The organism is Ideonella flava (assembly GCF_051857595.1).
Taxonomy (GTDB): Bacteria; Pseudomonadota; Gammaproteobacteria; order Burkholderiales; family Burkholderiaceae_C; genus Ideonella.
This window is the reverse complement of sequence record NZ_JBPZHD010000001.1, coordinates 743,703-769,247: the sequence shown is the minus strand read 5'-3', so window position 1 is coordinate 769,247 and position 25,545 is coordinate 743,703. Positions and strand designations below refer to the sequence as shown.

General features: G+C 70.6%; 21 protein-coding genes. 17 read left to right on the top strand and 4 right to left on the bottom strand.

Translation table 11 applies throughout. The annotated features are described in order from the left end of the window. Positions 1-43 precede the first annotated feature (43 nt). The 5 genes from ACS5PM_RS03425 (at position 44) to ACS5PM_RS03405 (ending at position 9,777) form a co-directional block, all read left to right on the top strand. On the top strand, positions 44-3,016 hold the full coding sequence (locus ACS5PM_RS03425; protein ID WP_439385421.1) for a chemotaxis protein CheB: 2,973 nt from the start codon (positions 44-46) through the stop codon (positions 3,014-3,016). Positions 3,017-3,147: 131 nt separating this feature from the next. Beyond that, positions 3,148-5,736: a PAS domain-containing hybrid sensor histidine kinase/response regulator gene (locus ACS5PM_RS03420; RefSeq protein ID WP_439385419.1), complete on the top strand. Its 2,589-nt coding sequence runs from the start codon at positions 3,148-3,150 to the stop codon at positions 5,734-5,736. Positions 5,737-5,765: 29 nt separating this feature from the next. Next, entirely contained in the window at positions 5,766-6,821 is a 1,056-nt protein-coding gene (locus tag ACS5PM_RS03415) for a chemotaxis protein CheB (RefSeq protein WP_439385417.1), read from the top strand. 2 nt (positions 6,822-6,823) lie between these two features. Further along, the gene (locus ACS5PM_RS03410; protein ID WP_439385415.1) at positions 6,824-7,414 is read left to right on the top strand and encodes a cysteine hydrolase family protein; all 591 of its coding nucleotides are present in this window, start codon (positions 6,824-6,826) and stop codon (positions 7,412-7,414) included. A 101-nt stretch (positions 7,415-7,515) separates the two neighbouring features. Then, positions 7,516-9,777 carry a hybrid sensor histidine kinase/response regulator gene (locus ACS5PM_RS03405; RefSeq protein ID WP_439385413.1) on the top strand — a complete coding sequence of 754 codons (2,262 nt, stop codon included), beginning with the start codon at positions 7,516-7,518 and terminating at the stop codon, positions 9,775-9,777. Positions 9,778-9,817: 40 nt separating this feature from the next. On the opposite strand, the gene ACS5PM_RS03400 is transcribed toward ACS5PM_RS03405, so the two are convergent. After that, positions 9,818-10,279, bottom strand: a complete 462-nt coding sequence (locus ACS5PM_RS03400) for a response regulator (protein WP_439385411.1) — start codon at positions 10,277-10,279, stop codon at positions 9,818-9,820. Between the two features lie 151 nt (positions 10,280-10,430). On the opposite strand from ACS5PM_RS03400, the gene ACS5PM_RS03395 reads away from it, so the two are divergent. Next, positions 10,431-11,861 (top strand): UDP-glucose dehydrogenase family protein, encoded by a 1,431-nt coding sequence (locus ACS5PM_RS03395; RefSeq protein WP_439385409.1) that lies wholly within the window; start codon positions 10,431-10,433, stop codon positions 11,859-11,861. Positions 11,862-12,029: 168 nt separating this feature from the next. Further along, positions 12,030-13,247, top strand: a complete 1,218-nt coding sequence (locus tag ACS5PM_RS03390; RefSeq protein WP_439385407.1) for an AI-2E family transporter — start codon at positions 12,030-12,032, stop codon at positions 13,245-13,247. 115 nt (positions 13,248-13,362) lie between these two features. Here ACS5PM_RS03390 and ACS5PM_RS03385 read toward each other — a convergent pair whose 3' ends face one another. Beyond that, positions 13,363-13,812 (bottom strand): PEP-CTERM sorting domain-containing protein, encoded by a 450-nt coding sequence (locus ACS5PM_RS03385; RefSeq protein WP_439385405.1) that lies wholly within the window; start codon positions 13,810-13,812, stop codon positions 13,363-13,365. Between the two features lie 285 nt (positions 13,813-14,097). Here ACS5PM_RS03385 and ACS5PM_RS03380 point away from each other — a divergent pair, with 285 nt between their 5' ends. From ACS5PM_RS03380 to ACS5PM_RS03370, 3 genes are all read left to right on the top strand, one after another. After that, a complete protein-coding gene (locus tag ACS5PM_RS03380; protein WP_439385403.1) occupies positions 14,098-15,282 on the top strand; it encodes a glycosyltransferase in 1,185 nt (394 codons plus the stop codon). Between the two features lie 90 nt (positions 15,283-15,372). Further along, entirely contained in the window at positions 15,373-16,038 is a 666-nt protein-coding gene (locus ACS5PM_RS03375) for an HD domain-containing protein (RefSeq protein ID WP_439385401.1), read from the top strand. A 158-nt stretch (positions 16,039-16,196) separates the two neighbouring features. Then, positions 16,197-16,808: a LysE family translocator gene (locus ACS5PM_RS03370; protein ID WP_439385399.1), complete on the top strand. Its 612-nt coding sequence runs from the start codon at positions 16,197-16,199 to the stop codon at positions 16,806-16,808. A 106-nt stretch (positions 16,809-16,914) separates the two neighbouring features. Here the strand turns inward: ACS5PM_RS03370 and ACS5PM_RS03365 are convergent, their stop codons facing one another. Beyond that, a complete protein-coding gene (locus ACS5PM_RS03365) occupies positions 16,915-17,952 on the bottom strand; it encodes a glycosyltransferase family 2 protein (RefSeq protein ID WP_439385397.1) in 1,038 nt (345 codons plus the stop codon). A 100-nt stretch (positions 17,953-18,052) separates the two neighbouring features. Next, the gene (locus ACS5PM_RS03360; RefSeq protein ID WP_439385394.1) at positions 18,053-18,835 is read right to left on the bottom strand and encodes an SDR family oxidoreductase; all 783 of its coding nucleotides are present in this window, start codon (positions 18,833-18,835) and stop codon (positions 18,053-18,055) included. A gap of 145 nt (positions 18,836-18,980) precedes the next feature. On the opposite strand from ACS5PM_RS03360, the gene ACS5PM_RS03355 reads away from it, so the two are divergent. From ACS5PM_RS03355 to ACS5PM_RS03325, 7 genes are all read left to right on the top strand, one after another. After that, on the top strand, positions 18,981-20,147 hold the full coding sequence (locus tag ACS5PM_RS03355) for an AAA family ATPase (RefSeq protein ID WP_439385392.1): 1,167 nt from the start codon (positions 18,981-18,983) through the stop codon (positions 20,145-20,147). An 11-nt stretch (positions 20,148-20,158) separates the two neighbouring features. Next, a complete protein-coding gene (locus ACS5PM_RS03350) occupies positions 20,159-21,085 on the top strand; it encodes a pseudouridine-5'-phosphate glycosidase (RefSeq protein ID WP_439385391.1) in 927 nt (308 codons plus the stop codon). Between the two features lie 191 nt (positions 21,086-21,276). Further along, positions 21,277-21,459: a DUF3606 domain-containing protein gene (locus ACS5PM_RS03345; RefSeq protein WP_439385389.1), complete on the top strand. Its 183-nt coding sequence runs from the start codon at positions 21,277-21,279 to the stop codon at positions 21,457-21,459. Positions 21,460-21,507: 48 nt separating this feature from the next. Further along, positions 21,508-22,467 (top strand): chromate resistance protein ChrB domain-containing protein, encoded by a 960-nt coding sequence (locus ACS5PM_RS03340; RefSeq protein WP_439385386.1) that lies wholly within the window; start codon positions 21,508-21,510, stop codon positions 22,465-22,467. 28 nt (positions 22,468-22,495) lie between these two features. Further along, complete coding sequence (locus ACS5PM_RS03335; protein WP_439385384.1) at positions 22,496-23,698, top strand: chromate transporter; 1,203 nt, start codon at positions 22,496-22,498, stop codon at positions 23,696-23,698. 13 nt (positions 23,699-23,711) lie between these two features. Further along, the gene (locus ACS5PM_RS03330) at positions 23,712-24,314 is read left to right on the top strand and encodes a superoxide dismutase (protein WP_439385382.1); all 603 of its coding nucleotides are present in this window, start codon (positions 23,712-23,714) and stop codon (positions 24,312-24,314) included. A 160-nt stretch (positions 24,315-24,474) separates the two neighbouring features. Beyond that, complete coding sequence (locus ACS5PM_RS03325; protein WP_439385380.1) at positions 24,475-25,530, top strand: DMT family transporter; 1,056 nt, start codon at positions 24,475-24,477, stop codon at positions 25,528-25,530. Positions 25,531-25,545 lie beyond the last annotated feature (15 nt).

The following is a 25,545-nucleotide window of genomic DNA, read 5'->3' as shown; positions in this document are numbered from 1 at the left end:
ACTATTGACGCTGGGCATGAAACGAATGCCCGCGGAGCCGCGGATGACCGAAAGGAAATCGATCACGCAGACCAACCGCGGACCGGCGCGGCCGCCGGCCCCGAACCGGCAGCAGGCCGTGATCGATGGCGGTGAGGACCCGCAGCGGGATGACAACTCTTCCGCGCACGCGGTGGATTTCCCCATCGTCGGCATAGGCGCCTCAGCGGGCGGCCTGGCCGCGATGCAGACCCTTTTCTCCGCGCTGCCGCCCGAGGGTGGCGGCCAGCTCGCCTTCGTGCTCGTCCAGCACCTGTCGCCGGATCACAAGAGCTCGCTGGCGGAACTGTTGACGCGCCAAACCCGCCTGCCCGCGCACGAGGCGACCGACGGCGTGGTGGTGCAGCCGAACTGCATCTACGTGATACCGCCCGGCCACGACATGGCGCTTGCGGATGGCCGGTTGTGCCTGCGAGCCTACCGCGATGCCGGCCATCGTCCCCAGCTCACCGTCGACCATTTCTTCAGCTCGCTGGCCGCGGCGCAGCGCGACCGTGCCATCGCCGTCGTGCTCTCGGGCACGGGCAGCGACGGCTCGATGGGCGTGCGCGAGATCAAGGCCGAAGGCGGCCTGGTCATCGCGCAGGCGCCGGAAAGCGCCGAGCACGGCGGCATGCCGCAGGGCGCGATAGACACCGGCATGGTCGACTACGTTCTGCCGCCCGAGGAGATTCCCGGTCGCCTGCTGAGCTATGTGAACCACCTGCATGGCCGCACCCAGCGGCCGGTGGAGCCCGTGCTTCGCGAAAGCGCGCTCAAGACGATCTGCATGCTCCTGCGGGCGCAGACCGGCCACGACTTCTCGCAGTACAAGGAGACTACGCTGGTGCGCCGGATGGAGCGCCGCATGGCCTTGCATCAGGTCGTCCATCCCGAGGACTACGTGCGCTTCGCCCGCGAAGACCCGCAGGAGATCGAGGCCCTGTTCCGCGATCTGCTGATCGGCGTGACCCACTTCTTCCGCGATCCCGAGGCCTTCCAGGTGGTGCAGGAAAAGGTCATCGCGCGCCGGGTGGCGCAGAAGGCGCCGAACGAGCCCATGCGGGTCTGGGTCTGCGGCTGCTCCACCGGTGAGGAGGCCTATTCGATCGCCATCCTGCTGTACGAGCAGATGCTGGCCCAGAAGCGCTCGGTCAAGCTGCAGCTGTTCGCCAGCGACATCGACATGGCTGCCATCGAGTACGCGCGCAATGGCGTGTACCCGGCCAGCATCGCCGACCACGTCGACGAGGAGCGGCTGCACCGCTTCTTCACGCCGGACTCGCGACACGGAACCTATCGGGTGCAGAAGCACATCCGCGATCTGGTGGTGTTCTCGCGCCAGGACGTCATCAAGGACCCGCCCTTTTCCAGGGTGGACCTGGTCAGTTGCCGCAACCTGCTGATCTATCTGAACGGCGACCTTCAGCGCCGGCTCATTCCGCTGTTCCACTACGCGCTGGTGCCGGGAGGCGCGCTTTTCCTCGGCACGTCGGAGACGGTGGGCGAGAGTGCCCGCCTGTTCCACGTGGTCGACCGCAAGTGGAAGATCTTCACCCGCCTGCCGGGCGACAGGCCGACGGGCACGCCGCTGCCGAATTTCGTGTCCGCGTCGGCCCACCACGCGGACCCCCGCCATCCGGCCACTCGCGCGGCCGAGGTGTCCGAAGTGCCGGCCAACCTGAGGCAGGTGACTGAAAGGGCCCTGCTGGCCCACCACGGCGGAGCGGGGGTGCTGGTCAATGCCCGCGGCCAGATCCTGCACATCGTCGGCCGGACCGGCCAGTTCCTCGAGCCGTCCGATGGCGATGCTTCGATGAACATCCTGGGGATGGCGCGCGAGGGCCTGCGCCGCGCTCTCGGCGTCGCGTTGCGCCGAGTGGTGGCGACGATGCAGGACAGCCAGCACAGCGGCCTGGCGGTGCCGCTCCATGGCGGCACGATCCACGTCGACATGGCGCTGCGGACGGTGCAACTGCCAGACGGGCTGGTGCTCTACCTGGTCGTCCTGGAAGAGGCGCAAAGCCGCCCCGACGAGGGCCAGCCTCCCGGCGCTGACGGCGAGTCGTCCGGCCACGTGGCCGAGCTCGAGCGCGAGCTTCGTGCGAAGGAAGAATACCTCCAGGCCACGCTGGAGGAGATGGAGTCCACCAACGAGGAGCTGAAGTCGACCAACGAGGAGATGCAGTCCGTCAACGAGGAGCTGTCCACCGTCAACGCCGAATTGCGCGACAAGGTGGCCGACCTCTCGCGGGCCGACAACGACATGAACAACCTGCTGGCCGGGACCGGCGACGGCACGGTCTTCGTCGACCACGAGTTGCGCATCGTCCGCTTCACGCCGGCCGCGACACAGGTGATCAACCTCATTCCCACCGACGTCGGTCGGCCGCTGGAGCACGTGGTCACCAACCTGGTCGGCTACGACCGCATGATCGAGGACATCCGGACGGTGCGCGACACCCTGGTGCCCGCCGAGGCCGAGGTGCAGATCAGGAGCGGCGCCTGGTACCTGATGCGCATTCGCCCTTACCGCACGGCGGAGAACCGGATCGAAGGGGTGGTCGTGACCCTGGTCGAGATCAGCGCCCGGAAGCAGGCCGAGGATTCTTTGCGTCGCAGCGAGGCCCGCTTGAGCCTGTTCATCAACCAGGCCTATGCCGGCGTGTGCGAGACCGACTTCGCCGGCCGGATCACCTTCGCCAACGATCGACTGTGCGAGACGCTGGGCTACCCGCGCGAAGAACTGCTCGGCCGGCGCATCGGCGACCTGACCGACCCGGCCGATCTCCCGCTGGTGCAGGCCGAGGCCCGGGCTGTGTCCGAGGGCGGCCCTTACACGCAATTCGAGAAGCGCTGGGTGCGCAAGGACGGCAGCAGGCTGCGCACGCTGGAGCGGGTGAGCGCCATCCGCGACGCCTGGCACCCCCCCGCCTCGCTGCTGTGGCTGTCATTCGAAGTCGCTTCACGCGAGGATCTCACGAAGCGGGAGCGCTGATTGCTCCGACGGTCCCGCTGTGGGAACGCCATGCGCGACAAAAACCAAGCGGCGGGGCCCGTACCGGCTTGCGCGGCAGAGAGCGTCCGATGAGCACCGGCCCCGACTCGCCTTCGCCTGATCCTTTGCCCATGCCGGAACTTCCGTCCGAGCGGATGGAGGAGGTGCGGCGGCTGGCCGAGGAACGGATCCGCACCATCGTCAACCGAAGGGGCGGCCAGGAGGGCCAGGACCTGACCCGGCTGATGCACGAGCTGGGGGTCTATCAGGTCGAGCTCGAAATGCAGAACGAGGAGCTGCGCCACGCTCACGGGGCCCTGGAGATTTCGCGCGACCGCTACCTGGATCTCTACGAGCGGGCGCCTGTCGGCTACGTGACGCTCGACCTGCTCGGCTTCATCATCGAGGCGAACCATGCGGCGTCCGCACTGCTCGGGGTGCCCTATCCGCGCATGCTGGGCGATCGCTTCGTCGAGTACGTGGTTCCCGCCGACCGGCACCGGCTCGAGCAACACCTGATCGCGACGGCCCACCAGCAGGATCGTGGCGCGCTGGACCTCCGACTGGTCTGCGCCAACGCCCGCGAGAAAGCCGTGACGCTGGAGATGGCCCTGGTGGCCGAGCCGGCCCATCGGACGGCGCACTGCCGCGTGGCCATGCTGGACATCAGCGATCGGGTGCGGATGCACGAGGAGCTGTCCCGGCTGGCAGCCATCGTGGAGTCGTCCGAGGACGCGATCATCAGCCGCGATCTCGAGGGCCGCATCGACTCCTGGAACGACGGCGCGAGGCGCCTGTTCGGCCGCGAGGCCGACGAGATGGTCGGCCGCACCATGGAAGAGCTGGTGCCGGAGGAGTTCAAGGCACACGAAGCCGGCCTGCTGTTCCGCCTGCAGCAGGGCGAGACCGTGGCCCACGTCGAGACCGAGCGGCTGGGCCGTGGCGGCGTGCGCGTGCCGGTGTCGATGAGCCTGTCGCCCATCCGCGACGAGCGCGACGAGGTGGTGGGATCGGCGCTGATCGCACGGGACATCAGCGATCGCCGACGGGCCGACCGGGCGCTGCGCGAGCGCGTGCGCCAGCTCGACGTGCTGGCCCACGCCAGCCAGGCGCTCATCCTGGGCGAGCAGGATCCCGCGGCCATGCGGCGCGACCTGTTCGAGCGCGTGCGCGCGGCCACCGGCAGCGAGATCTGCCTCAACTATGGCGCCGGCATAGACGAAGAGAGCGACCTGGTGCTGCTGTCGGCCTGGGGCCTGAACGAGGCGCAGCAGGCCGAGCTGGCCGTGGTGCCCGTCGAAGATTCGCTGGCCGGGCTGGTGGCGCAGCGCCGCGCCGGACTGGTGGTCGAGGAGCTGCAGGCCAGCGAGCTGCCGCAGGCCCGGCGCCTGCGGGCGATGGGTGTTCGCGCCTTCGCCGGCTACCCTCTGCTGGCGCACGACCGCTTCTACGGCGTGGCCGCCTTCGCCTCCACCAGCCGCGAGCGCTTCCGGCGCGGCGACCTGCTGGTCATCAACACCTTGTGCGACCAGGTCGCGGCCATGCTGGAGCGCATGCGCCTGACGGCCGAGCTGCGGCAGAGCGAACAAACGCTGCGCCGTGCCGACAAGGCCAAGGACGACCTGATCGCCACCCTGGCCCACGAGCTGCGCAACCCGCTCGCGCCCATCCGCAATGCGGTGACCATCCTGCGCCGCGACAACGCCGATGCGAAGCAGATCGCCTGGTGCCGGGACGTCATCGAGCGGCAGGTGGTGCAGATGACCCACCTGCTGGAGGACCTGCTGGACGCCAGCCGGCTGACGCGCAACAAGATCGAGCTGCGCGTCGAGCGCTTTCCGCTCCAGCGGCCGATCGAGCAGGCGGTGGAAGCGACGCAGCACCTGCTGGACGCGCGCCACCACCGGCTGAAGCTGCAGCTGCCCGAGGAGACCGTGATGGTGCACGGCGACCTCACCCGCCTGACGCAGGTCTTCGCCAACCTGCTGAACAACGCCGCGAAATACTCCGACCCCGGCAGCGAGATCCTTCTCGGTGCCGAACTCGACGGCGAGCAGGTGCGCATCTCCGTGCGTGACCATGGCATCGGCATTTCGGCCGAACAGCTGCCGCTGATCTTCCGCATGTTTTCGCAGCTCGCCCCGGCGCTGGATCGATCAGGCGGCGGCCTGGGCATCGGCTTGGCGCTGGCGCGCGGCCTCGTCGAGCAGCATGGCGGCTCGCTGCAGGCCCGCAGCGAAGGCGCAGGCAAGGGCAGCGAGTTCGTGGTCACCTTGCCGGTGGGCACGGCCCCGCCCAGGGTCCATGGCGGGTCGTCCCAGGCGGCCGTCAGCGATCCGCCTCAGCACCGCCTGCTGGTCGTCGACGACAACGTCGATGCGGCGCAGACCCTGGCCGCCATGCTCACCCTGCATGGCCAGGACGTCCGCACCGCCTTCAACGGCTACGACGCGCTCCAGGTGGCCGAGACCTGGCGGCCCGACGTGGCGGTGCTCGACATCGGCATGCCGGGCCTGAATGGCTACCAGCTGTGCGAGCGCCTGCGCGAGCAGAGCCATGGCCGGCCGCCGCTGCTCATCGCCTGCACCGGCTGGGGCCAGGAGGCGGACCGCGAGCGGGCCCACGCCGCCGGCTTCGACTTCCACCTCGTCAAGCCGATCGAGCCGGCCGCGCTGCTGCGCCTGCTGGCGGCGGCCGAGGCCGATCCGGCGCGGGGCTGAGCCCGGCGCGCCGCTTGCCGGGCGAGGCGATGGCTGAACTCGACCCTGCCACCGGCCTGCCGGCGTCTCTCGATGAGCCCCAGTCGGCGCCGGCGGCCACACGCGCCACGCACGACATCATCGTGATCGGCGCATCGGCCGGCGGATTGACGGCGCTGAAGCGACTCGTTTCACGGCTGCCCCCCGACTACCCAGGCTCGATGTTCGTCGTGGTGCACATCAGCCCCGAGGCCTCCGGCGACATGGCGGCCATCCTGGCCCGCGCCGGGCCGGTTCGCGCCGTCGCCGCGCAGGACGGCTTGGCCATCGAACCCGGGACCCTCTACACCGCGCCGCCGGACCACCACCTGCTGCTCGAGGTCGGCCGGATGCGCGTGGTGCGCGGCCCGCGGGAGAACCGCCACCGGCCGGCGGTGGACCCGCTGTTCCGCTCCGCTGCCTGGGCCTACGGTCCACGCGTCGTCGGCGTCGTACTCAGCGGCCATCTGGACGACGGCACGGCCGGCCTGTGGGCTGTCAAGAATGGCGGCGGGATCACCGTCGTGCAGGACCCGGGTGAAGCCGAGCACCCCGAGATGCCGGCCAACGCCCTGATGCACAACCGCGTCGACCACCGATTGCCGCTTGCCGACATCGCCGACCTGCTGGCGCGGCTGGCGCGACAGCCGGTGGAGCGGGACGCGCCGGCGGAGCCGGTGCCGGGCCTCGGCGAGGAAGTCGGCTTCGCGGCCTTCCAGGGCCACATGGGCGACGTGGCGCGGCTCGGCGCACGCAGCCCCTTCACCTGCCCCAGCTGCCGGGGCGCCCTGTGGGAGCTGGAGGAAGGCGGGCACCTGCGCTACCGCTGCCACACCGGCCACGCCTTCTCGCAGGGCAGCCTGCTGGTGGACCAGACGCTGGCCATCGAGGAGGGCCTTTACAGCGCCCTTCGCGCCGTCGAGGAGAAAGCCGCCGCCCTGCGCCGCCTCGCAGAGCGTTGGCCGGAGAGCATTTCCGGGGTCAAGCCGGACTACGCCCGTCGAGCCGCCGAACTGGACGGGACGGCGGACGTCCTGCGCACCTTGCTGGCCGGCGGGGAGAAGTAGGCATGCGCGCGGCAGCCGGTGGAGGCGGGGGCGGGCGCATCGCCGTGCCGGCGCTGGAGCCGAGCCCCACCGTCCTGCTGCTGGTGGACTACGTCAACCCGTTGGATTTCCCCGGTGCCGAGGCGCTGGCGCCGGCGGCCGTCGCCGCGGCCCGGGCCACCGCAGCCTTGCGCCGCCGCTTGCACGCCGCGGGGACCCAGGTGGTGTATGCCAACGACAACTACGGGGTGTGGCGTTCCGACTTCCATGCCTTGTGGCAGCGTTGCCGAGGCATGCCGGGGCCGCCGGGCGAGCTCGCTCGCGCCCTGGTTCCGCGCAAGTCCGACTTCACCATCCTCAAGCCGCGTCACTCCGCGTTCTACGAGACGCCGCTGGACCTGCTGCTGCGCCAGCTGCGCTGCAGGAGGCTGATCCTGGCCGGGCTGGCCGCCGACAGCTGCGTGCTGGCCTCCGCGATGGATGCCTATCTGCGCGGCTATGCCGTCTGGGCCCCCGCGGACTGCGTGGCCTCGGAGTCGGAGCAGGCGCGCGACCAGGCGCTGGACCTGATGAAGCGCGTGCTCAAGGCCGACATCCGCCCGAGCCGACGCTGAAGCGGCCCTGAAGCGGCCCGCGCACGGGCACAGGGCTTGCCTGAACGGGCCATGGCGAACGGCCCCCCGCGGGCCGCGCCGGCCCCGTGCCGAACTCCAGCGTGCTGATCTTCCGTGGGCCCGAATCGGCCAGCCGCGCCGCCGGTGCCGTCGGAGCGATCGTGGTGCTGGCGCTGCTTGGGCTGGCGCTCATCTCGGTGTGGCAGCTTCGCGTGCAGGCCATGTCGCAGGCGCGCAGCGTGGCGGAGGACCATGCCATGGCCCTGGCCGAGCACGCCAAGCAGGTGATGTCGGCCGCCGATTTCGTGGCGGACGGCGTGGCCCGAATGATCGAGGCCCGCCATCTCAAGAGCGACGATGATCTCGCGGCCTACTTCGGCAACGAGCTGCACCAGCAACTGCTCGCCGCGCGCCAGGCCAGCTTCGATGCCATCGACGCCGTCTCGGTGTTCGACCGCCACGGCCGCCTGCTGAGCAGCTCGCGCGCCTATCCGCCGCCGGAGATCAACGTGGCGGACACCGAGGCCTTCGCCCTGGCACGCGGACAGACGTGGCCGGGGCCGCACATCGCCGGGCCGATCCGCAGCCGCATCACCGGCGAATGGACCTTCTACATGGTCCGCCGGCTCACGGACGACGCCGGCGGGTTCGAAGGCATGGTGACGGTGGGCCTGTCGCCCCGCTACTTCTCGCGCTTCTATGCAGCCCTGCGACTGGACCGGGCGCAGCCGCGGGAGGACATCACCTCGATGACGCTGCTGCGCGGGGATGGAACGGTGCTGGCCCGGGCCCCGCTGGACGAGGACAGCCTCGGCCAGCGCGTCAGCCGGCGCGGCGCCTATGGCCAGCCCGCGCTGCAGCCCGAGGCGGCCCCCGGCGTCTTCGAACCCTGGGACGCCAGCCCGGAGATGCTGGATCACCTGATGCTCGTCGCGCGCCAGGTCGATGGCTTCCCGCTGGTGGTGACGGTCGCTGCCCGCGACGAGCTGTACCTGGCCGACTGGCAGCGCCAGGCGCGAGGCGTGGCCTGGTTCGCGGGCGCGGCGACGCTGTTCCTCGTCGGCACCTTCTCGACCCTGGTGCAGGTGCTGCGCCGGCGCGAGCGCCACCTGCAGGATGTGGAGCGGCTGCGCGCTGCGGCCGAGCAGGCCAGCCGTGCGAAGAGCAACTTCCTCGCGACGGTGAGCCACGAGGTGCGCACGCCGCTGAACGGCATCCTCGGCACGGCGGAGCTGCTGGTGCAGGCGCCGCTGGGCCCACGCGAGCAGCAGTGGGCGCGAACGCTGCTGGCCTCCGGGCGCAACCTGCTGTCCATCATCAACGACATCCTCGACCTGACCAAGATCGAGGCTGATGAGATCGAGATCGACGTCGCCCCGTTCGACCCGCGGGCGATGCTGCGCGACGTGCTGAGTCTTTTCGCGCCGTATGCGGCCGGCAAGGGGCTGGCCTTGACGCTGCACGTCGACGACGACGTGCCGCCGGCCGTCGCCGGGGATGCCAAGCGCGTCAAGCAGGTGCTGGGCAATCTCGTCGGCAACGCGATCAAGTTCTCCGACCGCGGCGAGGTGCACGTCGAGTTGCGCGCCATGCCGGACGGCGGGCGTGCCGGGCTGCTGCGCTTCGAGGTGCACGACCACGGGGTCGGCATCCCGCCCGAGGCGCGAGACAGGATCTTCCAGCCCTTCATGCAGGCCGACAGCACGATCTCGCGCCGATTCGGCGGCACGGGCCTCGGCCTGGCGATCTCGCGCCGCCTGGTCATGCTGATGGGCGGGAGCATCGACTTCGACAGCGAGCCGGATCGCGGCACCCGCTTCCGGGTCGACCTGCCGCTGCCCGCGGCTGCCGGCCCCGCGGCCGATCCGCAGCCGCACCAGCATTCGGACTGGACCTTCGCGCACAGCGGGGCCATGCCGCTGGCGGCGCCCTCGCCGGGCCCTCACGGCGGCCGCGTGCTGGTGGTCGAGGACAACGAGGTGAACGCCCTGGTCGTCGAAGCGCAGCTCGAGCGCCTGGGCCGCCGCTGCGACATCGCCGCCGACGGCGAGGAGGCGCTGCACCGGCTTTGCAGCGGTGACTACGAGCTGGTGCTGATGGATTGCATGCTGCCCGGCATCTCCGGCTTCGAGGTGACGCGTCGCTGGCGCGAGATGGAGCGCAGCCGGGACCTGCCGCACCTGCCGATCGTGGCGCTGACCGCCAATGCGCTGGCCAGCAACGTGGAAGAGGCGCGTGCGGCCGGCATGGATGATTTCCTCACCAAGCCGTGCACGCTGGACAAGCTCGAGGCGGTCCTGCGCCGCTGGCCTGTACAGGCTGCGGACCCGAGCGACATGTGTCGCTCGGATCCTTGGCGCTGAGTTCGCGCCGGGGTCCCGGCGGCTCTTGCCGCTCGGATTCCTAACCAGTCTCCTCGTCGAGCGGACCTTCGCTCGGCAGCGAGGCGGCGGCCGCCGCGTCCGCCAGGCCCTGCCGGTCCCGCGCCAGCTGGATCAGGTCGGCCAGGGCCGCCGGCTCCAGCGGTTTCTGCAGAAAGCGGTCGAAGCCGGCCGCCAGGCAGCGCGGTTCCTCGTCGAGGTGGCCCGTCGCCGTCAGGCATACGCAGATCGCCTTCGACAGGCTGCCGCCCATCTCCCGCAGCTGCGTCACCACCTCGCAGCCATCCGGGCCCGGCATGTGCAGGTCGATGAAGACCAGCACCGGCTGGAACAGCTGAGCCACCCGCAAGCCCATTTCGCCGCCGAACGCGGTGGAGGTGCGGCAGCCGATGACCTGCAGCAGATAGCCGAAGGAGACGGCGCCGTCGAGGTTGTCGTCGATGACGAGAACCCGCAGTTCGCTGGCGCTGTGATCTGTCGTCATGGAGAGCAGCCGGCCGTTGGCGTGTGGAGCGTCGGTGCGGAGTCGGAGCTACCGGCAATCGCAGTTCCCGCGTGGACCAGGCGGCACGCCTGGGAACGTGCCTTGCCGCGCGCCGCCCTATCCAACGTCACATCAACAGGGGACCCACACGATGAAGAACGACGACCACGCCGCCGGCGGCGGATCCAGCGATGCGGCCGCGACCTCCATCTCCGTCTTCGGGGCTGGCTACGTGGGGCTGGTCACCGCCGCCTGCCTGGCCGGGCTGGGGCATGCCGTCGTCTGCATGGATACCGACGCCGAACGCGTGGAGCAGCTCGCCGCCGTGGCCTCGGGCGGCCCCCTGCCTTTCCACGAGCCCGGCCTGGCCGAACTCATGGCCGGGCTGTACCGGGACGGCCGGCTGCGCTTCACCGCGGACGCCGGCGAGGCGGTGGCTCATGGCCGCCTGCTGTTCATCGCCGTGGGCACGCCGGGCACGGACGACGGCTCGGCCGATCTACGGCATGTGCTGTCGGTGGCCCGCGCGATCGGCGAAGGCATCACGCGCGAGGTGCTGGTGGTGAACAAGAGCACGGTGCCGGTCGGCACGGCCGAGAGGGTGCGCGAGGTGATCGGCGCCTCGCTGGCCCGGCGCGGTCGCGCGGACCTGGACTTCGCCGTGGTCTCGAATCCCGAGTTCCTTCGCGAAGGCAGCGCGGTGCACGATTTCATGCACCCCGACCGCATCGTGGCCGGTGCCGACCGGCCCGCCGTCCTGGCCGAGCTGCAGCGCCTGTACGCGCCGCTGCTGCGCGACCCGGTGCGCCAGTGGCTGCCGATGTCGGTGCGCAGTGCCGAGATGTGCAAGTACGCGAGCAACGTCATGCTGGCGGCCCGGATCAGCCTGATGAACGACCTCGCCCTGCTGGCCGAAACGCTCGACACCGACATCGAGGAGGTGCGCCGCGGCATGGCGGGCGATCCGCGCATCGGGGCGGGCTTCCTGGCCGCCGGCTGCGGCTTCGGCGGATCCTGCCTGCCCAAGGACTTGCGCGCGCTGCTGCACACCGCGGCGGACGCCGGGCTGGAGCTGCCCATGCTGGAGGCGACCGAGGAGGTCAACGAACGCCAGAAGCTGCTGCTGGCGCGGCACGTGGCCCAGGCCTTCGACGGCCACCTCGAGGGTCGCCGCATCGCGCTGTGGGGCCTGGCCTTCAAGCCGGGCACCGATGACCTGCGCGAGGCACCGAGCGAGGTGCTCATCCGGGCCCTGCTCGCCGAAGGCGCCGAGGTCGTCGCGCACGATCCGATGGCCATGCCCGCCGCGCGTCTTCGGCATGCGCTGTGGAGCGGGTTGCGCTTCGCTGCCGATCCCCTGGGCGCGGTGGCCGGCGCGGATGCGCTGGTGATCGCCACCGAATGGCCGCAGTACCGCGACATCGACTGGGCCAGGGTGCGGCGGTGCATGGCCGGCGACTGGGTCTTCGACGGCCGCAACGTGTGCGACGGCGCGCTGCTGGCGGCCCGGGGATTCAACTACCGCGGGATCGGCCGCCGCACGCACGAAGGCGCGGCCGCCGCGATGGCCGTCGCGCGCTGAGCGCTACGACCGGAAGGGCCACGCTCACGCTGAACTGGCCGGAGGCCCTCCACCGCCTGCCGACGATCAAGGTGCCCGGCCTGGCCTGGCCCGGCCGGGCACCGCGTTTGCTCAACGCCGAACGACCACGGCGCGCCGCGCCGCAGGTGCGTTGTGGAGGAGGCCCACGTGGACTCGGCGGACAACCCGGGCGCGCCGGCAAGGCATCCGATCTGGGGCCACCGGGCCCTGTCGGGGCTGCTGGTCATCGCCATCATCCTGCTGTTGAAGGAGACGGCGGCGTTGTTGGTGCCTATCGCGGCCGCGCTGGTGCTCACCTTCGTCTTCGCACCGGTGGTGCGCTGGCTGCGTCGCCATGGCGTGAGGGAGACGATTGGCGCCGGGGTGGTGGTGGTGCTGCTGCTGGGCGTCACCGGGCTGTTCGCCAGCACGCTGGCCAGGCCGGCGGCCGAATGGTGGGACCGCGCGCCGACCACCGTGGCCCAGGTGATGGCGAGGCTGGAGCGCTTGCGCATCGCGTTTCCGGTGTCGACGCCCGTGCCGCCCGCTTCCGCGGCCCCGCGGGCCGCCAAGGGCCGGCCGACGACGGCCGACCTGGAGGAGCTGCGGCCCGACCCGATCAAGGAGCACCTGGCCACCGAAGGCTTTGCCCTGACCCGCGCCGTGCTGGTTCGGCTGGTCGGGTTCTGCGTCTCGGCGGCGGCCACCGTGATCCTGTTGTACTTCCTCCTCGCCTCGGAGCACTGGGTGATCTCGCGCAGCGTGGAGGCCATTCCGCGTCGCAGGGCGCGCGCACTGCTGCTCGCGGGCCTGCGGAGCGTGCAGCGCGAGATCTCTCATTTCCTCGGCGCCCTGGCGGTGGTCAACCTGGGCGTGGGCATCGCGATGTCGGTCGCCGCCTGGTGGCTGGAGCTGCCCAACCCCGTGCTCTGGGGCACGCTCTGCGGACTGCTGAACTTCATCCCCTACCTGGGCCCGATGATCGGCGCGACGATGCTGCTGATGGCCGGCCTGCTCACCTTCGACTCGCTGCCGCAGATCGTGGCGCCGGCCGCGGCGCTGCTGGCGATCCATGCCACCGAGAGCAACTTCATCAGCCCGTTCTACGTGGGCAAGCAGCTGTCGCTGAGTCCCGTGTCGATGTGCCTGTCGGTGATGTTCTGGGGCTGGCTATGGGGCCTGGCGGGGGCGGTGATGGCCGTGCCCTTGCTCGTGGCCGTGCGGGCCCTGTGCAAGCGCCAGCGCAGATTGCGCCTGTTCAATGCCTACCTGGAGGGCACCCGCAAGCCGGTGACCAGCCTGCGTTCGCTCATCGGCAGGAACCGTCGCGGTGCCGTGGCCGACGCGGCCAAGCCGCGCAGCCCGCGCACGCAGCGCGGCCGCTGACGCGCAGGGTCAGGCGGGACGAAGGAGCCCGCCGGCCGATGTGTCCTGCGGGAGTCCGGCCGCCGCCATTGGCGGCCTGCAGGGCGCGGGACGCGCCCTGGTCGAATCGATCGATTCAGCCGTTGTCTTCGCTGTTGCGGCGGCGGATGACGAAGGCGATCGCCCCCACGCCGGCCAGCATCATCAGCCAGGCCGAGGGCTCCGGCACCTGCTGGACGTTGATCAGGCCGTTGACGATGTTGTTCTCGACCGCGATGTTCTCGGCCAGCGCGGTGCCGGCGGGGCTGGGAGGCAGGCCTATCGGTTCGGCGGAGTCGGGCACGAGCGGCGGGCCCGAACGGCCGAAGTCCACGTCGCCCAGGGCCTCGTGCGCCGGGGTCTGCGGCGCCGTGCCGCTTGCGGTCGCGAAGTCGATGTGGCGTGCCCACGCGTCGGTCCCCACGCGATAGTCCACCGCCGGCGGTCGCCCGTCGCCATGGATGAATGGCGCCTGTACGTCCACCTGAGCGGTGGCGCTTCCCCCGGCCGAAATCAATGCGGCCAGAACCCAACTTGTTTGCTTCATACAGCCCTCCTGGCGGCGCACCCGAACGGCCCCGCAGTGTGTAAGGGGATGGCAAATGCCGGGCCTGAGAACCTTTCCAGCTGCCCCGGACCGGCGAGGCAATGCAGGGAGGAAGGACGCAGATTTTTCGGCAGCAGGACCTGTCCCCCGTTCACGCGGCAAGTGTTTGCAATTTCTGCGGCCAGGGGCATGCCGATTGCCTCCTCGTGCTGCCGCGGCCGGCGCATTGCGGATGCCGCGACACGGCGCGCCGATGCTGCGCGCTCCAAGAACGGAGGGTTGTCCATGCCTGCGCTCATCGTGCTGTCCCACTGGCGGTGGGACTTCGTGTGCCGGCGTCCACAGCGGCTGATGAGCTGCCTGTCTCGCCACTATCCCATCGTCTATGTCGAAGAGCCGGTCCACGAGGAAGGGCCGCCGGGACTGGTTCGCCAACTACGGGGCGCGGTCGAAGTGCTGATGCCGCACACGCCTGTCGAGGCCCCCGGCTTCCACGAGGATCAGCTGCGCCTGCTCGGCCCGATGCTGACCGCGTACCTGCGCGAGCGAGGCATCGAGGACTGCATAGCCTGGTTCTACACGCCGATGGCCTCGCCGCTCATGGCCGTGCTGCAGCCGCGGCTGGTGGTGTACGACTGCATGGACGACCTGTCGGCGCTGAAGGATGCGCCGGCCGAGTTGCCGCAGCGCGAGGCGCAGCTGCTGCAGGCCGCCTCGCTCGTCTTCGCTGCCGGGCCGGCGCTGTACGAGGCCAAGCGCCAGCTGCATCCGCGGGTGCATTGCGTGCCCAGCGCGGTGGATCCGGCGCGCTTCAGCCCTTCGCGGCTGGACCCGTCGAGCGACCAGGCGCGCGAGGCGGATCGGCTGCAGGAGCGGCTGCCGCATCCGCGCCTGGGCTTCTTCGGCATCATCGACGAGCGGATCGACCTGGGCCTGCTGGATGCCGTGGCGGCAGACCGACCTGAATGGCAGATCGTGATGGCCGGACCGGTCGTGAAGCTGGACCCCGACAGCCTCCCCAACCGCCCCAACATCCACTGGCTCGGCCGTCAGCCGCAGGACGTGCTGCCCTATCTCCTGGCCGGCTGGGACGTCTGCCTGATGCCCTTCGCGCTCAACGACACCACCCGCTGCATCAGCCCGACGAAGACGCTGGAGTACATGGCCGGCGAGAAGCCCATCGTCAGCACCGCGGTGCCGGACGTGGTGGCGCTGTACGGCGACGTCGTCCGCCTGGCGCGCGATCCGGCGCAGTTCATCGAGGCCTGCGCCGGCCTGCTGCGCGAGACGGGCCACCAGCGCGCGCGGCGATTGAGCAACATGACGAACACGGTGTTCAGGACGTCCTGGGATTCGACGGCGCAATGCATGCACGAACTCATGGAGCATGAATTGCAGGCCGCCAGCGCCGGGCCGGTACGCGCGAAGGCATCGGCCGGGTCGCCGGCGCGGCTGGCGGTGTCCCGCTGACAACTCGGGGCTTTGCCGGCGAAGGCATGGCGCCGGCCGAGCCCGCGGTCTCGCAAAATGGCGGACCTCGGGCACGACACCGGATCCACCATGGCAGAGCTGCATGACTCCTGGCATCGCGCCTGGCACGGCGCGGGCGCGCGGGGCGACGGCGAATCGCTGCGCGACGCGCTGATCGCCCGCTACGACGAGCCTCACCGGGCCTACCACACGCGGCAGCATCTGAAGGAGTGCCTGGGCTGGTTCGAGCGGGTCGGCGCCCTGGCCGGGCACCCGGCCGAGGTCGAACTCGCCCTGTGGTTCCACGATGCCATCTACGACCTCGGGCGGCATGACAACGAACAGCGCAGTGCGGACCTGGCGCGCGAAAGCCTGTCGGGCGCCGGGGTGGACGCCGTCGTGGCGGCGCGTGTGGCGGCGCTGGTGCTCGCCACGCGCCACACAGCCGTGCCTGCCGGCCGGGACGAGCAGGTGCTGGTCGACATCGACCTGGCCATCCTCGGCGCCGAGCCGGCGCGCTTTGCCGAGTACGACCGGCAGATCCGCGAGGAGTACGCCTTCGTGCCGGCCGACACCTACCGCGTCAAGCGGCGAGAGGTGCTGCGGTCCTTCCTGGATCGGCCCCGGCTGTACCTTACCGAGCCCATGCACAGCGCGCTCGAAGAGTCGGCGCGGCGCAATTTGCGCCGGGCGGTGGAGGAGGTCTTCGCCGCGGCACCGGCGAACCGCTCGATGCCGCAGGCGACGAGCCGGTGAGCCATCCCTACGGCGAACGGCAATACAGCTCCCGCGACCTGTGCGGCCACGTCTGGACCTTCTCGCAATCGTTGGCGGACGTGGACCCGGCGGCCTGAGGCGGCGAGCTCGTCGGCCCGCCTTGACGCTCGCCGGCGGGGCCGGCAGCATGGTCCTCCATGGATCCGCACACCTGGTTCATCTACTTCCTGGCGGCGCTGGGCCTTTCGCTCTCGCCCGGGCCCAACGGCCTGCTGGCACTGACCCATGGCGCGCTGCACGGCCGCCGCAAGGCGCTCTACACCATCTTCGGCGGAGCGCTTGGTTTCGTGACGGTGATCGGGCTTTCGCTGTTCGGCATCGGGGCCCTGCTGCAGGCGTCACTGACCTGGCTCACGGTGCTGAAGTGGGTGGGCGGCGCCTACCTGGTGTGGCTGGGCATCCAGGTCTGGCGCGCCGCGCCGATCGGGCTGGAGGCCGCCGGGCCGGCCGAACCGCGCGGCGGCTGGTCGATGTTCCGCCAGGGGGCGCTCTCGGCCCTGACCAATCCCAAGGGCATTCTGTTCTTTGCCGCCTTCCTGCCGCAGTTCATCGACCCGGCCCGCAGCCTGGCGCTGCAGTTCGCCCTCATGGCCGGCACCTTCGCGGCGATCGAGATCGCAACGGAGCTCTTCATCGCCAGCATGGCCCACCGCATCAGCCCCTGGCTCAAGCGCGTCGGCAAGCGCTTCAACCAGGCCTGCGGCGGCGTCTTCATCGCCATCGGCGCGGCGCTGCCGCTGCGCAGTTGAAAGGGTCGCGTCCTGGCGACCGTACTGCCCATCGGGATGTGCCTGCGGGCGCGGCGGGTGTGGCGCAGGCTCCGAGGCCGGCGCCGCTGCTCTGCCCGCAGCACCTTCAGAGGAAGAGAACCCGGAAGTGCAGCGCCCCGCGCAGCCGCCAGTACACCGACAGGAACGGGATCAGTGCCGAGGTGACGATCATCTCGATGGCATGGGCAGGCGAGCGGTCGGTGTGCCTCAGGCGGCGCGCGGCGATCCACATCACCAGCGTCAGCGCGAGCACCGCGCAGGCGGCCGCCGCCTCGCCATGGCCCGTCCACGCCAGCCATGGCGCGGCGAGGCTGGCCACGACGACGAGGTAGTAGTCCCAGGGCGGGAGCTTGCGGATGCGCTGCCTGTAGAGCTGTGGATGCTTCTTGAACAGCAGCGCGTCGAAGAAGGTGTTGCGCTGCTGGCGCAGGCACACGCCCCAGGGCTGCGGGCGCACGGGGTGCTGCACCCGCGCGGTGGCGATGCGGCCGACGGGCCCGACGTCCTCCATCAGCCTGAACTGCAGGTCGGAATCCTCGCGCCAGGCGCGGCGGAAGCGCTCGTCGAAGCCCCCGATTCGCTCCAGCGCGGCTCGCCGCACGAAGGCGCTGGCGGTGACGAAGTCGGCGCGGGCCAGCCCCGCGGTCATGAGTTCGTGATCGGTCGGGCGGGCCTCCGAGCAGGCGCGCGGCACCTGCACCGCGCCGGCGGCGCCGGCCCACTCCGGGTGCTCGCGCAGCGCGCGCTCTCCTTCTGCCAGCCAGTCGCGGTCGGGAATGGTGTCGTCGTCGGTGAAGGCGACGATGGCGCCGCGAGCGGCTCGCCAGCCGCAGTTGCGAGCGACCGCCGGGCCGCGCCCGTTGGCCGGGCGCAGGTAGCGGATCCGCGGTGCTCCGGGTTGTCGCGCGAGCTCGCCCACCGCGAACTGGACCCGGCTTTCTCGACCGTCGTCGACGACGATGACCTCGTAGGCGTGCGGCGGCAGGCGCTGGGCCATCAGGGCGTCCAGGCATCTTCGCAGCAGGTTCATGCGGCAATAGGTCGGGACGACGACGCTGATGCGGGGCGCCGCCAGGTCGCCGTGGCGCGCGCCGGGGAGGACGGATTCGAGGACAGGGCCCATGGACACTACTTCTCCAGGATGAAGGGCCCGATGGCCAGCGCATCGAGCGGGGTGCCGGCCGCGGCCGAGTCGGGGAAGGCCTCGCAGGTGCCGAGGGTGATCAGGGCCACGAGGTCTCCCGCATGGGCAGCACCATCATCTCGGGCACCACGGAGTCCTTGGGCTGCGTCAGCACGAAGCGCACGGCACGCGCCACGCTGACCGGGTCCTGCAGGACGCCGGGGTCGAGGTCCGGGAAGCGGTCGATGTGGAACGGCGTGCGCATGCCGCCGGCCACCACCGCCGACACCTTGATGCCTTGCGTCCGCAGCTCCGCATGCAATGCATGCGAAAGGCCCAGCAGGCCCCATTTCGTCGCGTGGTAGGCGGCGGCGTTGGGCCAGGTCCGTTTGGAGGCGGTGGAGGCGATGTTGACGATCTGGCCCCCGCTCGGGCTGGCGGCCAGCAGCGCCAGCGCATGCTTGGCCATCAGGAAAGGGCCGGTGAGATTGGTCTGGACGATGCGATGCCAGTCCTCGGTCGCCAGCTCCGCCATCGGCGCGGCGACATCGACGGCCGCGTTGTTGACCAGCACATCCAGATGCCCGTAGCGCAGGCGCACCTGGGCCATCACGTGAAGCACCTGGTCCTCGTTGCCGACGTCCAGCGGCAGGGCAATGGCCTGGATGCCGTTGGCGGACAGCGTGGCCGCCTTGTCCTGGGCGCGGTCGTAGGCGACGTCGCCGATGATGAGCTGCGCGCCGGCGCTGCCGAGCAGGTCGGCGATGGCCCCGCCGAGGCCGCGCGAGCCCCCGGTGATCAGGACCGTCTGGCCGCGCAGGGCGTGGGGATCGGTGTCGGGGGAGGAGGACAAGGCGGACAAGGCGGACGATGGCGGCGACATGGACAGCTCCGGGGGCATTGCAAGGTCGACCTCAGGCATTCGGCGTGCCTGTGGCGTGGGCTGGGCGCCGGTCCGTCGCATCTCCTGGCAAATGGGGCTTTTTATCGGATTTGCCTAATTTTCTGATCGACCTAAAATGGCCCAAATGGACAAGATCTTCCACCGCACGGCGCTGGCCCAGCGCATGGCCGAACAGTTGCTGCACCCGGGCGTGCTGGACGAGGGCCTGCGCTCGGGCTTGTTCATCTCCGGCGTGCGGCGCACCGGCAAGACGACCTTCCTGCTGTCCGACCTGGTGCCCGCGCTGGAGGCGGCCGGCGCGCTGGTGATCTACGTGGACCTGTGGTCCAACACCCAGGCCAACCCGGCCACACTGGTCCACGCGGCGATCCGGCGCACCTTGCGCGAATTGCAATCTCCGGCAGGCGCCCTGGCAGCGCGACTGAAAAAACTTCGAAACGCCGAGATCGCGGTGGCGGGCTTGAAGTTCGGCTTCAAGGTCGAGACGGTGGGCACTGAAGAGGGCCCGACCCTGGCGGCCGCCTTCACCCAGGTGGTGGACCAGGCCCGAACCGACATCGTTCTGATCATCGACGAGGTGCAGCACGCGATCACCTCGGAAGAGGGCAACCAGATGCTGCTGGCATTGAAGGCGGTGCGCGACGCCATCAACCCCCGGCCCGACACGCCCGGCCACTTCCTTTTCATTGGCACCGGCTCGCACCGCGCGCTGGTGAGCGAATTGACGGCGCGCCGCAACCAGGCCTTCGTCGGCGCCACGTCGATCGCATTCCCGGTCCTGGATGCCGACTACGTCGACCACCTGCTCCAGCGCCTGCGCGCCGAAGGCATGACGGTGCAGCCCAGCCTGGAGGTGGCGACCCAGGCCTTCCGCACCCTCGGCTCGCGGCCGGAAGAAATGCTGCGCGCCTTGCGCGAGCTGCGAGCCCTTCTTCCCCCCGGGGGGGACCCGGATGCCTTCGTGCCCGTCATCGCGGGGACGCTGCGCTCGACGGCGGCCGATGTGGAGATCATGAAGGTGGAGCAGCTCGGGGTGCTGGCCACCGCGGTGTTCGAGCGCGTGGCCGGCTCCGAGGGCGACGCCAAGGGGCATTTCTCGGCCGAAGCGATGGCCGGCTATGCCGCGGTCGTGGGCCGGGAAGTCCGGGCGGACGAAGTGCAGGCGGTCCTGAACGAGCTGATGGTGGCCAACGTGGTCATGCGCCGCGGTCACGGCCTGTACGGCCTGACCGATCCCTTCGTGCAGGAGATCTGGCGCGAGCGCAAGGCCTTGATGCGGCCGCCCGCATAGCATCGCCGGCCATGAGTCATCCGCTGCTCGACCTGCACCCCGACGTCGCCCGCGCCCTCGGCGAAGGGCGTCCGGTCGTGGCCCTGGAGTCGACCATCGTCTCGCACGGCATGCCGTGGCCGCGCAACCTGGAGACGGCGCTGGCGGTGGAGGCCGAGGTCCGCGCCCACGGCGCCGTGCCCGCCACCATCGCCGTGCTCGATGGCCGCCTCAAGGCCGGCCTGGCGCCGGGCGAGATCGAGCGCATCGCCCGCGCCGGCCCGCAGATGGCCAAGGCGAGCCGGCGCGACCTGCCGCTGCTCGTGTCGCGCGGTGGCAGCGGGGCGACCACCGTGGCGGGCACGATGATCGTCGCGGCGCTGGCGGGCATCCGCGTCTTCGCCACCGGCGGCATCGGCGGCGTGCACCGCGGCGCCGAGACGAGCTTCGACATCTCGGCCGACCTGCAGGAGCTGGCCCGCACGCCGGTGGCGGTGGTCTGCGCCGGGCCCAAGTCCATCCTGGACCTCGGGCTGACGCTGGAATACCTGGAAACGCACGGCGTGCCCGTGCTCGGCTACCGCACCGATCGCCTGCCCGACTTCTTCAGCCGCGAAAGCCCCTTCGGCGTCGACGCGCGGCTGGACGAGCCGACCGACATCGCCCGCGTGATGCACGCCCAATGGTCGCTCGGCCTGACAGGCGGCCTGGTGATCGCCAACCCGGTGCCCGCCGAGCACGCGATGCCACGCGAGGTCATCGACCGCGCCATCACCCAGGCCCTGGCTGACGCCCGCGCCCAAGGTGTCGCCGGCAAGGCCCTCACGCCCTTCCTCCTCGAGCGCATCAACGCCCTGACCGGCGGCAGCAGCCTCGCCGCCAACATCGCCCTGGTCCTGAACAACGCCCGCCTCGCCGCCCAGGTCGCCTCCGCCTACGCCCGCCTCGGCCCTGCCTGAGCAGGCGCTCCGCAGGAGCCGCTCCCTACCAGGGCGTGCGCGGATCCGGCTTCGCCGGTCCGCTGCGCGAGCCCCCTCGGGGGGCAGCCCCCGCCAGGGGGCGTGGGGGCCCCATCCAACCGTGCCCTGAGCGCATCCACGGCACAGTGATTGCCGCTCTTCGGCCATGTGAAGTCACCGAAAGGCACACCATGTCCGACAACCTGCAACAGCGTGGCGGCCAGGACCGCCGGCGTATCGATGTGAACGAGCCCTACGAGCTGCGCGACTGGTCCCGCAAGTTCGGAGTGAGTCCGGACGAATTGCGAGATGCCGTGCGCGCGGTCGGCACGGACGCCGAAAAGGTGGAGCAACACCTGAAACGCAGTCACTGAAGAAAAGATCGTACGTAGTGAGCGAGACATTGATGTATCGTTCACTACATGATTCCAGACTCCGCCGGCTGGCGCCTGCTCGTCGTCTCCCTGCCTACCCAGGCGGCGACGGCTCGCATGCGCATCTGGCGCGCGCTCAAGGCCCAGGGTTGCGCCGCCCTGCGTGACGGCGCCTACCTGCTGCCCGCCGGCGGCGGGCGGGAAGAGGCCTTGCGCGAACTGGCCGACGACTGCATCCGCGAAGGGGGCACCGCCTGGCTGATGGCGGTGCAGCCGGCCACAGCCGAAGAAAACGCCGAGTACCAGGCGCTGTTCGACCGAAGCGAAGACCTGGCCGAACTGCGCAAGGCCTGGAAACAGGCCCAGCCGGGGCTCGCCAAGCAATCGCCCGCCGAGTTGCTGCGGGTGCAGCGCCGCCTGCAGCGCGACTACGACGCCGTCAAGGCGATCGACTACTTCCCCGGCGACAGCTCGGCCGAGACCGAGGCCGCCTGGCTCGCGTTCAGCCGCCGCCTGCAGTCGCTGGCTTCGCCGGACGAGCCTCATGAGGCCGGTGGCGAGCTGCCCCGCCTGGACCTGGCGGCCTACCGCGGCCGCACCTGGGCCACCCGCAGACGCCTGTGGGTGGACCGCGTCGCCTGCGCCTGGTTGATCCGCCGCTTCATCGATCCCGAGGCCCGCTTCCTCTGGCTGGCGCAGCCCGCCGACTGCCCGCCCGACGCGCTGGGCTTCGACTTCGACGGCGCCACCTTCACCCACGTCGGCGAGCGCGTGAGCTTCGAGACCTTGCGGGCCAGCTTCGGGCTGGACGAAGACGCCGCACTGATGCGCCTGGGCGCGATGGTTCACCAGCTCGACATCGGCGGCCCGCCCGTGCCCGAGGCCGCCGGCTTCGAGGCCGTGCTGGCCGGCGCGCGCGAGCGCCTGCCGGACGACGACGCGCTGCTGGCCGAGATCGGCACGGTGCTCGATTCGCTCTACGCCCACTTCGGCCGCGCCAGGGCCTGACACCTCCACCACCATCCAGGAGCCGCCGATGAGCGACGCCACGACTTCCGAAACCACCCCAGCGGCGAGCAGCGCGCCCTATACCTTGTGGCAGCTCGTGGGCTACATGCTGGGCCTCGGCACCTGGGGCTTCGGCGGCCCGGTGGCCCTGGTCGGCTACATGTACCGCGACCTCGTCGAGAAACGGCGCTGGATCACCGAGGGCGACTACAAGGAGGGCATGGCCATCGCGCAGCTGATGCCCGGGCCGCTGGCCGCGCAGCTGGCCATCTACCTCGGCTTCGTGCACTACCGGGTGCTGGGGGCCACGCTCGTCGGCCTGGCCTTCGTGCTGCCTTCCTTCCTGATGGTGGTGGCCATCGGCATGGCCTACGTCAGCTATGGCGGCATCGGCTGGATGCAGTCGGTCTTCTACGGCGTGGGCGCGGCGGTGATCGGCATCATCGCCATGAGCGCCTGGAAGCTCACCAGCAAGAACATCGGCCGCGACAAGCTGCTGTGGGCGATCTTCGCGGTCAGCGCCATCGTCACCATCGTGACGCAGTCCGAGGAGATCTGGCTGTTCATAGGCGCCGGCGTGCTGGTGTGGCTGTGGCGCGTGCCGCCGGCCTGGCTGCAGCGCGGCGGCCGTGGCGGCGCGCAGGCCGTGGCCGCGCCGCTGTTGGCGATGTTTGCCCTCGAGGCGGTGGACCCGGCCAAGCTCGCCAAGATCGCGACCTACTTCGCCTACGCCGGCAGCTTCGTCTTCGGCAGCGGACTCGCGATCGTGCCCTTCCTCTACAGCGGCGTGGTCAAGGAGTACGCCTGGCTGAACGACCGCCAGTTCGTGGACGCCGTGGCGGTGGCGATGATCACGCCGGGGCCGGTGGTCATCACCACGGGCTTCATCGGCTTCCTGGTGCAGGGCTTCTGGGGCGCGGTGGTCGCGGCCGCTGCCACCTTCCTGCCGTGTTATCTGCTGACCATCATCCCGGCCCCGTACTTCAAGAAGCACGGCAAGCGGCCGGCGATCGTGGCCTTTGTCGACGGCGTCACTGCAGCGGCCATAGGCGCGATCGCGGGCGCGGTGGTCGTCATCGGCCAGCGCTCGATCACCGACTGGATCACCGCGCTCATCGCCATCGTCACCGCGGCCGTGCTGTGGCGCTTCAAGAAGATCCCGGAGCCGGTGATCGTGGCGGCATCCGCCGCGATCGGCCTGGTCGTGCACCCGCTCATCGCCCACGTTTGAAATGGAGCCTGTGATGGACTATCAGATCCTCCCGCTGCCCCTGGATCCGGAACGGCTCAACGGCCTGTCGGCCAAGCTCGTGGTGAGCCACCACGAGAACAACTACAGCGGTGCGGTCAAGCGCTTGAACGCGATCCGTCTGCAACTGAGTGGCCTGGACTGGGCCACGGCGCCGGTCTTCGTCGTCAATGGCCTGAAGCGCGAGGAACTGATCGCCGCCAATTCGGCCTGGCTGCACGAGCTGTACTTCGACGGCCTGGGGGGCGATGGCCAGCTCATGCCGGCACCCCTGGCCGCCGCGATCGAGCGCGATTTCGGCTCCGTGGCTCGCTGGCGCAGCGAGTTCACCGCGTTGGCCAAGGCCATGGGCGGCGGCTCGGGCTGGGCACTGCTGTCCTGGTCGCCGCGCGAACAACGGCTCGTCAATCATTGGGCGTCCGATCACACTCAGGTGCTGGCCGGCGCGACGCCGGTGCTGGCGCTGGACATGTACGAGCACTCCTACCACATGGATTTCGGTGCCAAGGCGGCGGCTTATGTCGATGCCTTCATGGCCAACGTGCGCTGGGAGTCGGCCGGCCGGCGCCTGGCCGCAGCGGGCGGGGCGCCAGCCTGAAGCGGGGTTCCGCGCGCAGGCGAAGGTTGGCTGGCCCACGGGCCGGTGATCTACGGCGCGCTGTACGAGTGGCGCCCAACGCGGTGGGCGAGGGCGGCCCTGGAGGTGGAGCTTTCGTAGGCCGCGGCGTCGCCTTCCGGCGGCGTCTACAGTGGCGGCGATGATGTTCCGATCCACGACGCTGCCGGCACTGCGAGGCGGCGCGCTCGCCTTGCTGGCGGCGCTGCTGTTCGGCGCCAGCACGCCGCTGGTGCAACGCTGGGGCGCTGGCATCGGACCGTTCTCCACCGCGGCCTTGCTCTATGCCGGCGCGGCCTTCGTGGGGATGCTCTCCCGGCGGCCAGCAGGCCTCGAGGCCCGGCTGGCGACATCGGATCTGCCTCGCTTGCTGACGATGGCGGCCTTCGGGGCCGTCCTGGGGCCGGTGGCGCTCGCATGGGGCCTTCAGCGCACCAGCGGCACGAGCGCCTCGTTGATGCTCACGCTGGAGGCGGTGTTCACCGCAGTGCTGGCCTCGCGGCTCTATCACGAGACCATGGGCCGCCGCGTGTGGATGGCGATGCTGCTCTTGTCGCTCGGCGGGGGCGTGTTGGTACTCGACCAGTCGCGCGGCGGCGCGACCCAGTGGCAAGGCCTGCTCGCGGTCATGCTGGCGACGCTGGCCTGGGGCGTCGACAACACGCTGTCGCGTGCGCTCGCCGAGCGGGACCCCGGCCAGGTGGTGATGGCCAAGGCGGCGCTCGGGGCGATGGCATCGACAGTGATGGCGACCCTGGCCGGCGAGCCCTGGCCTGGCTGGCCCGTGATGCTGACCCTGGGCCTGGTCGGTGCCAGCGGCTACGGCCTCAGCCTGCGCTTGTACCTGCTCGCCCAGCGCGCGTTCGGGGCGGCGAGAACCGGCTCGGTGTTCGCGTTCGCCCCATTCATCGGCGCCGCCGTGGCATGGCTCCTGGGTGACCGCTCGGCAAGCTGGCCGATCGCCGCGGGCGGTGCGCTGATGATGACGGGCGTCCTGCTGCACCTGGCCGAGTCGCACGGCCACGAGCACGCGCACGAGGCGCTGGAGCACGAGCACGCCCACCGCCACGACGACGGGCATCACGAGCACTCGCATGACACCATGCCCACTGGCCCCCACAGCCACCCGCATCGCCACGAGCCGCTGCGCCACAGCCACGCTCACGTGCCGGATGCGCACCACACGCACCGGCACTGAGCCGAGGCTCCTGGC

What these genes read in the sequence shown, in the direction of transcription:
- ACS5PM_RS03370 (WP_439385399.1), top strand. Translation starts at nt 16,197, where the DNA reads ATGGATCCGCACACCTGGTTCATCTACTTCCTGGCGGCGCTGGGCCTT.
- ACS5PM_RS03345 (WP_439385389.1), top strand. Translation starts at nt 21,277, where the DNA reads ATGTCCGACAACCTGCAACAGCGTGGCGGCCAGGACCGCCGGCGTATC.
- ACS5PM_RS03330 (WP_439385382.1), top strand. Translation starts at nt 23,712, where the DNA reads ATGGACTATCAGATCCTCCCGCTGCCCCTGGATCCGGAACGGCTCAAC.
- ACS5PM_RS03340 (WP_439385386.1), top strand. Translation starts at nt 21,508, where the DNA reads ATGATTCCAGACTCCGCCGGCTGGCGCCTGCTCGTCGTCTCCCTGCCT.
- ACS5PM_RS03425 (WP_439385421.1), top strand. Translation starts at nt 44, where the DNA reads ATGACCGAAAGGAAATCGATCACGCAGACCAACCGCGGACCGGCGCGG.
- ACS5PM_RS03395 (WP_439385409.1), top strand. Translation starts at nt 10,431, where the DNA reads ATGAAGAACGACGACCACGCCGCCGGCGGCGGATCCAGCGATGCGGCC.
- ACS5PM_RS03325 (WP_439385380.1), top strand. Translation starts at nt 24,475, where the DNA reads ATGATGTTCCGATCCACGACGCTGCCGGCACTGCGAGGCGGCGCGCTC.
- ACS5PM_RS03355 (WP_439385392.1), top strand. Translation starts at nt 18,981, where the DNA reads ATGGACAAGATCTTCCACCGCACGGCGCTGGCCCAGCGCATGGCCGAA.
- ACS5PM_RS03420 (WP_439385419.1), top strand. Translation starts at nt 3,148, where the DNA reads ATGCCGGAACTTCCGTCCGAGCGGATGGAGGAGGTGCGGCGGCTGGCC.
- ACS5PM_RS03375 (WP_439385401.1), top strand. Translation starts at nt 15,373, where the DNA reads ATGGCAGAGCTGCATGACTCCTGGCATCGCGCCTGGCACGGCGCGGGC.
- ACS5PM_RS03365 (WP_439385397.1), bottom strand. Translation starts at nt 17,952, where the DNA reads ATGGGCCCTGTCCTCGAATCCGTCCTCCCCGGCGCGCGCCACGGCGAC.
- ACS5PM_RS03335 (WP_439385384.1), top strand. Translation starts at nt 22,496, where the DNA reads ATGAGCGACGCCACGACTTCCGAAACCACCCCAGCGGCGAGCAGCGCG.
- ACS5PM_RS03400 (WP_439385411.1), bottom strand. Translation starts at nt 10,279, where the DNA reads ATGACGACAGATCACAGCGCCAGCGAACTGCGGGTTCTCGTCATCGAC.
- ACS5PM_RS03350 (WP_439385391.1), top strand. Translation starts at nt 20,159, where the DNA reads ATGAGTCATCCGCTGCTCGACCTGCACCCCGACGTCGCCCGCGCCCTC.
- ACS5PM_RS03410 (WP_439385415.1), top strand. Translation starts at nt 6,824, where the DNA reads ATGCGCGCGGCAGCCGGTGGAGGCGGGGGCGGGCGCATCGCCGTGCCG.
- ACS5PM_RS03360 (WP_439385394.1), bottom strand. Translation starts at nt 18,835, where the DNA reads ATGTCGCCGCCATCGTCCGCCTTGTCCGCCTTGTCCTCCTCCCCCGAC.
- ACS5PM_RS03385 (WP_439385405.1), bottom strand. Translation starts at nt 13,812, where the DNA reads ATGAAGCAAACAAGTTGGGTTCTGGCCGCATTGATTTCGGCCGGGGGA.
- ACS5PM_RS03415 (WP_439385417.1), top strand. Translation starts at nt 5,766, where the DNA reads ATGGCTGAACTCGACCCTGCCACCGGCCTGCCGGCGTCTCTCGATGAG.
- ACS5PM_RS03380 (WP_439385403.1), top strand. Translation starts at nt 14,098, where the DNA reads ATGCCTGCGCTCATCGTGCTGTCCCACTGGCGGTGGGACTTCGTGTGC.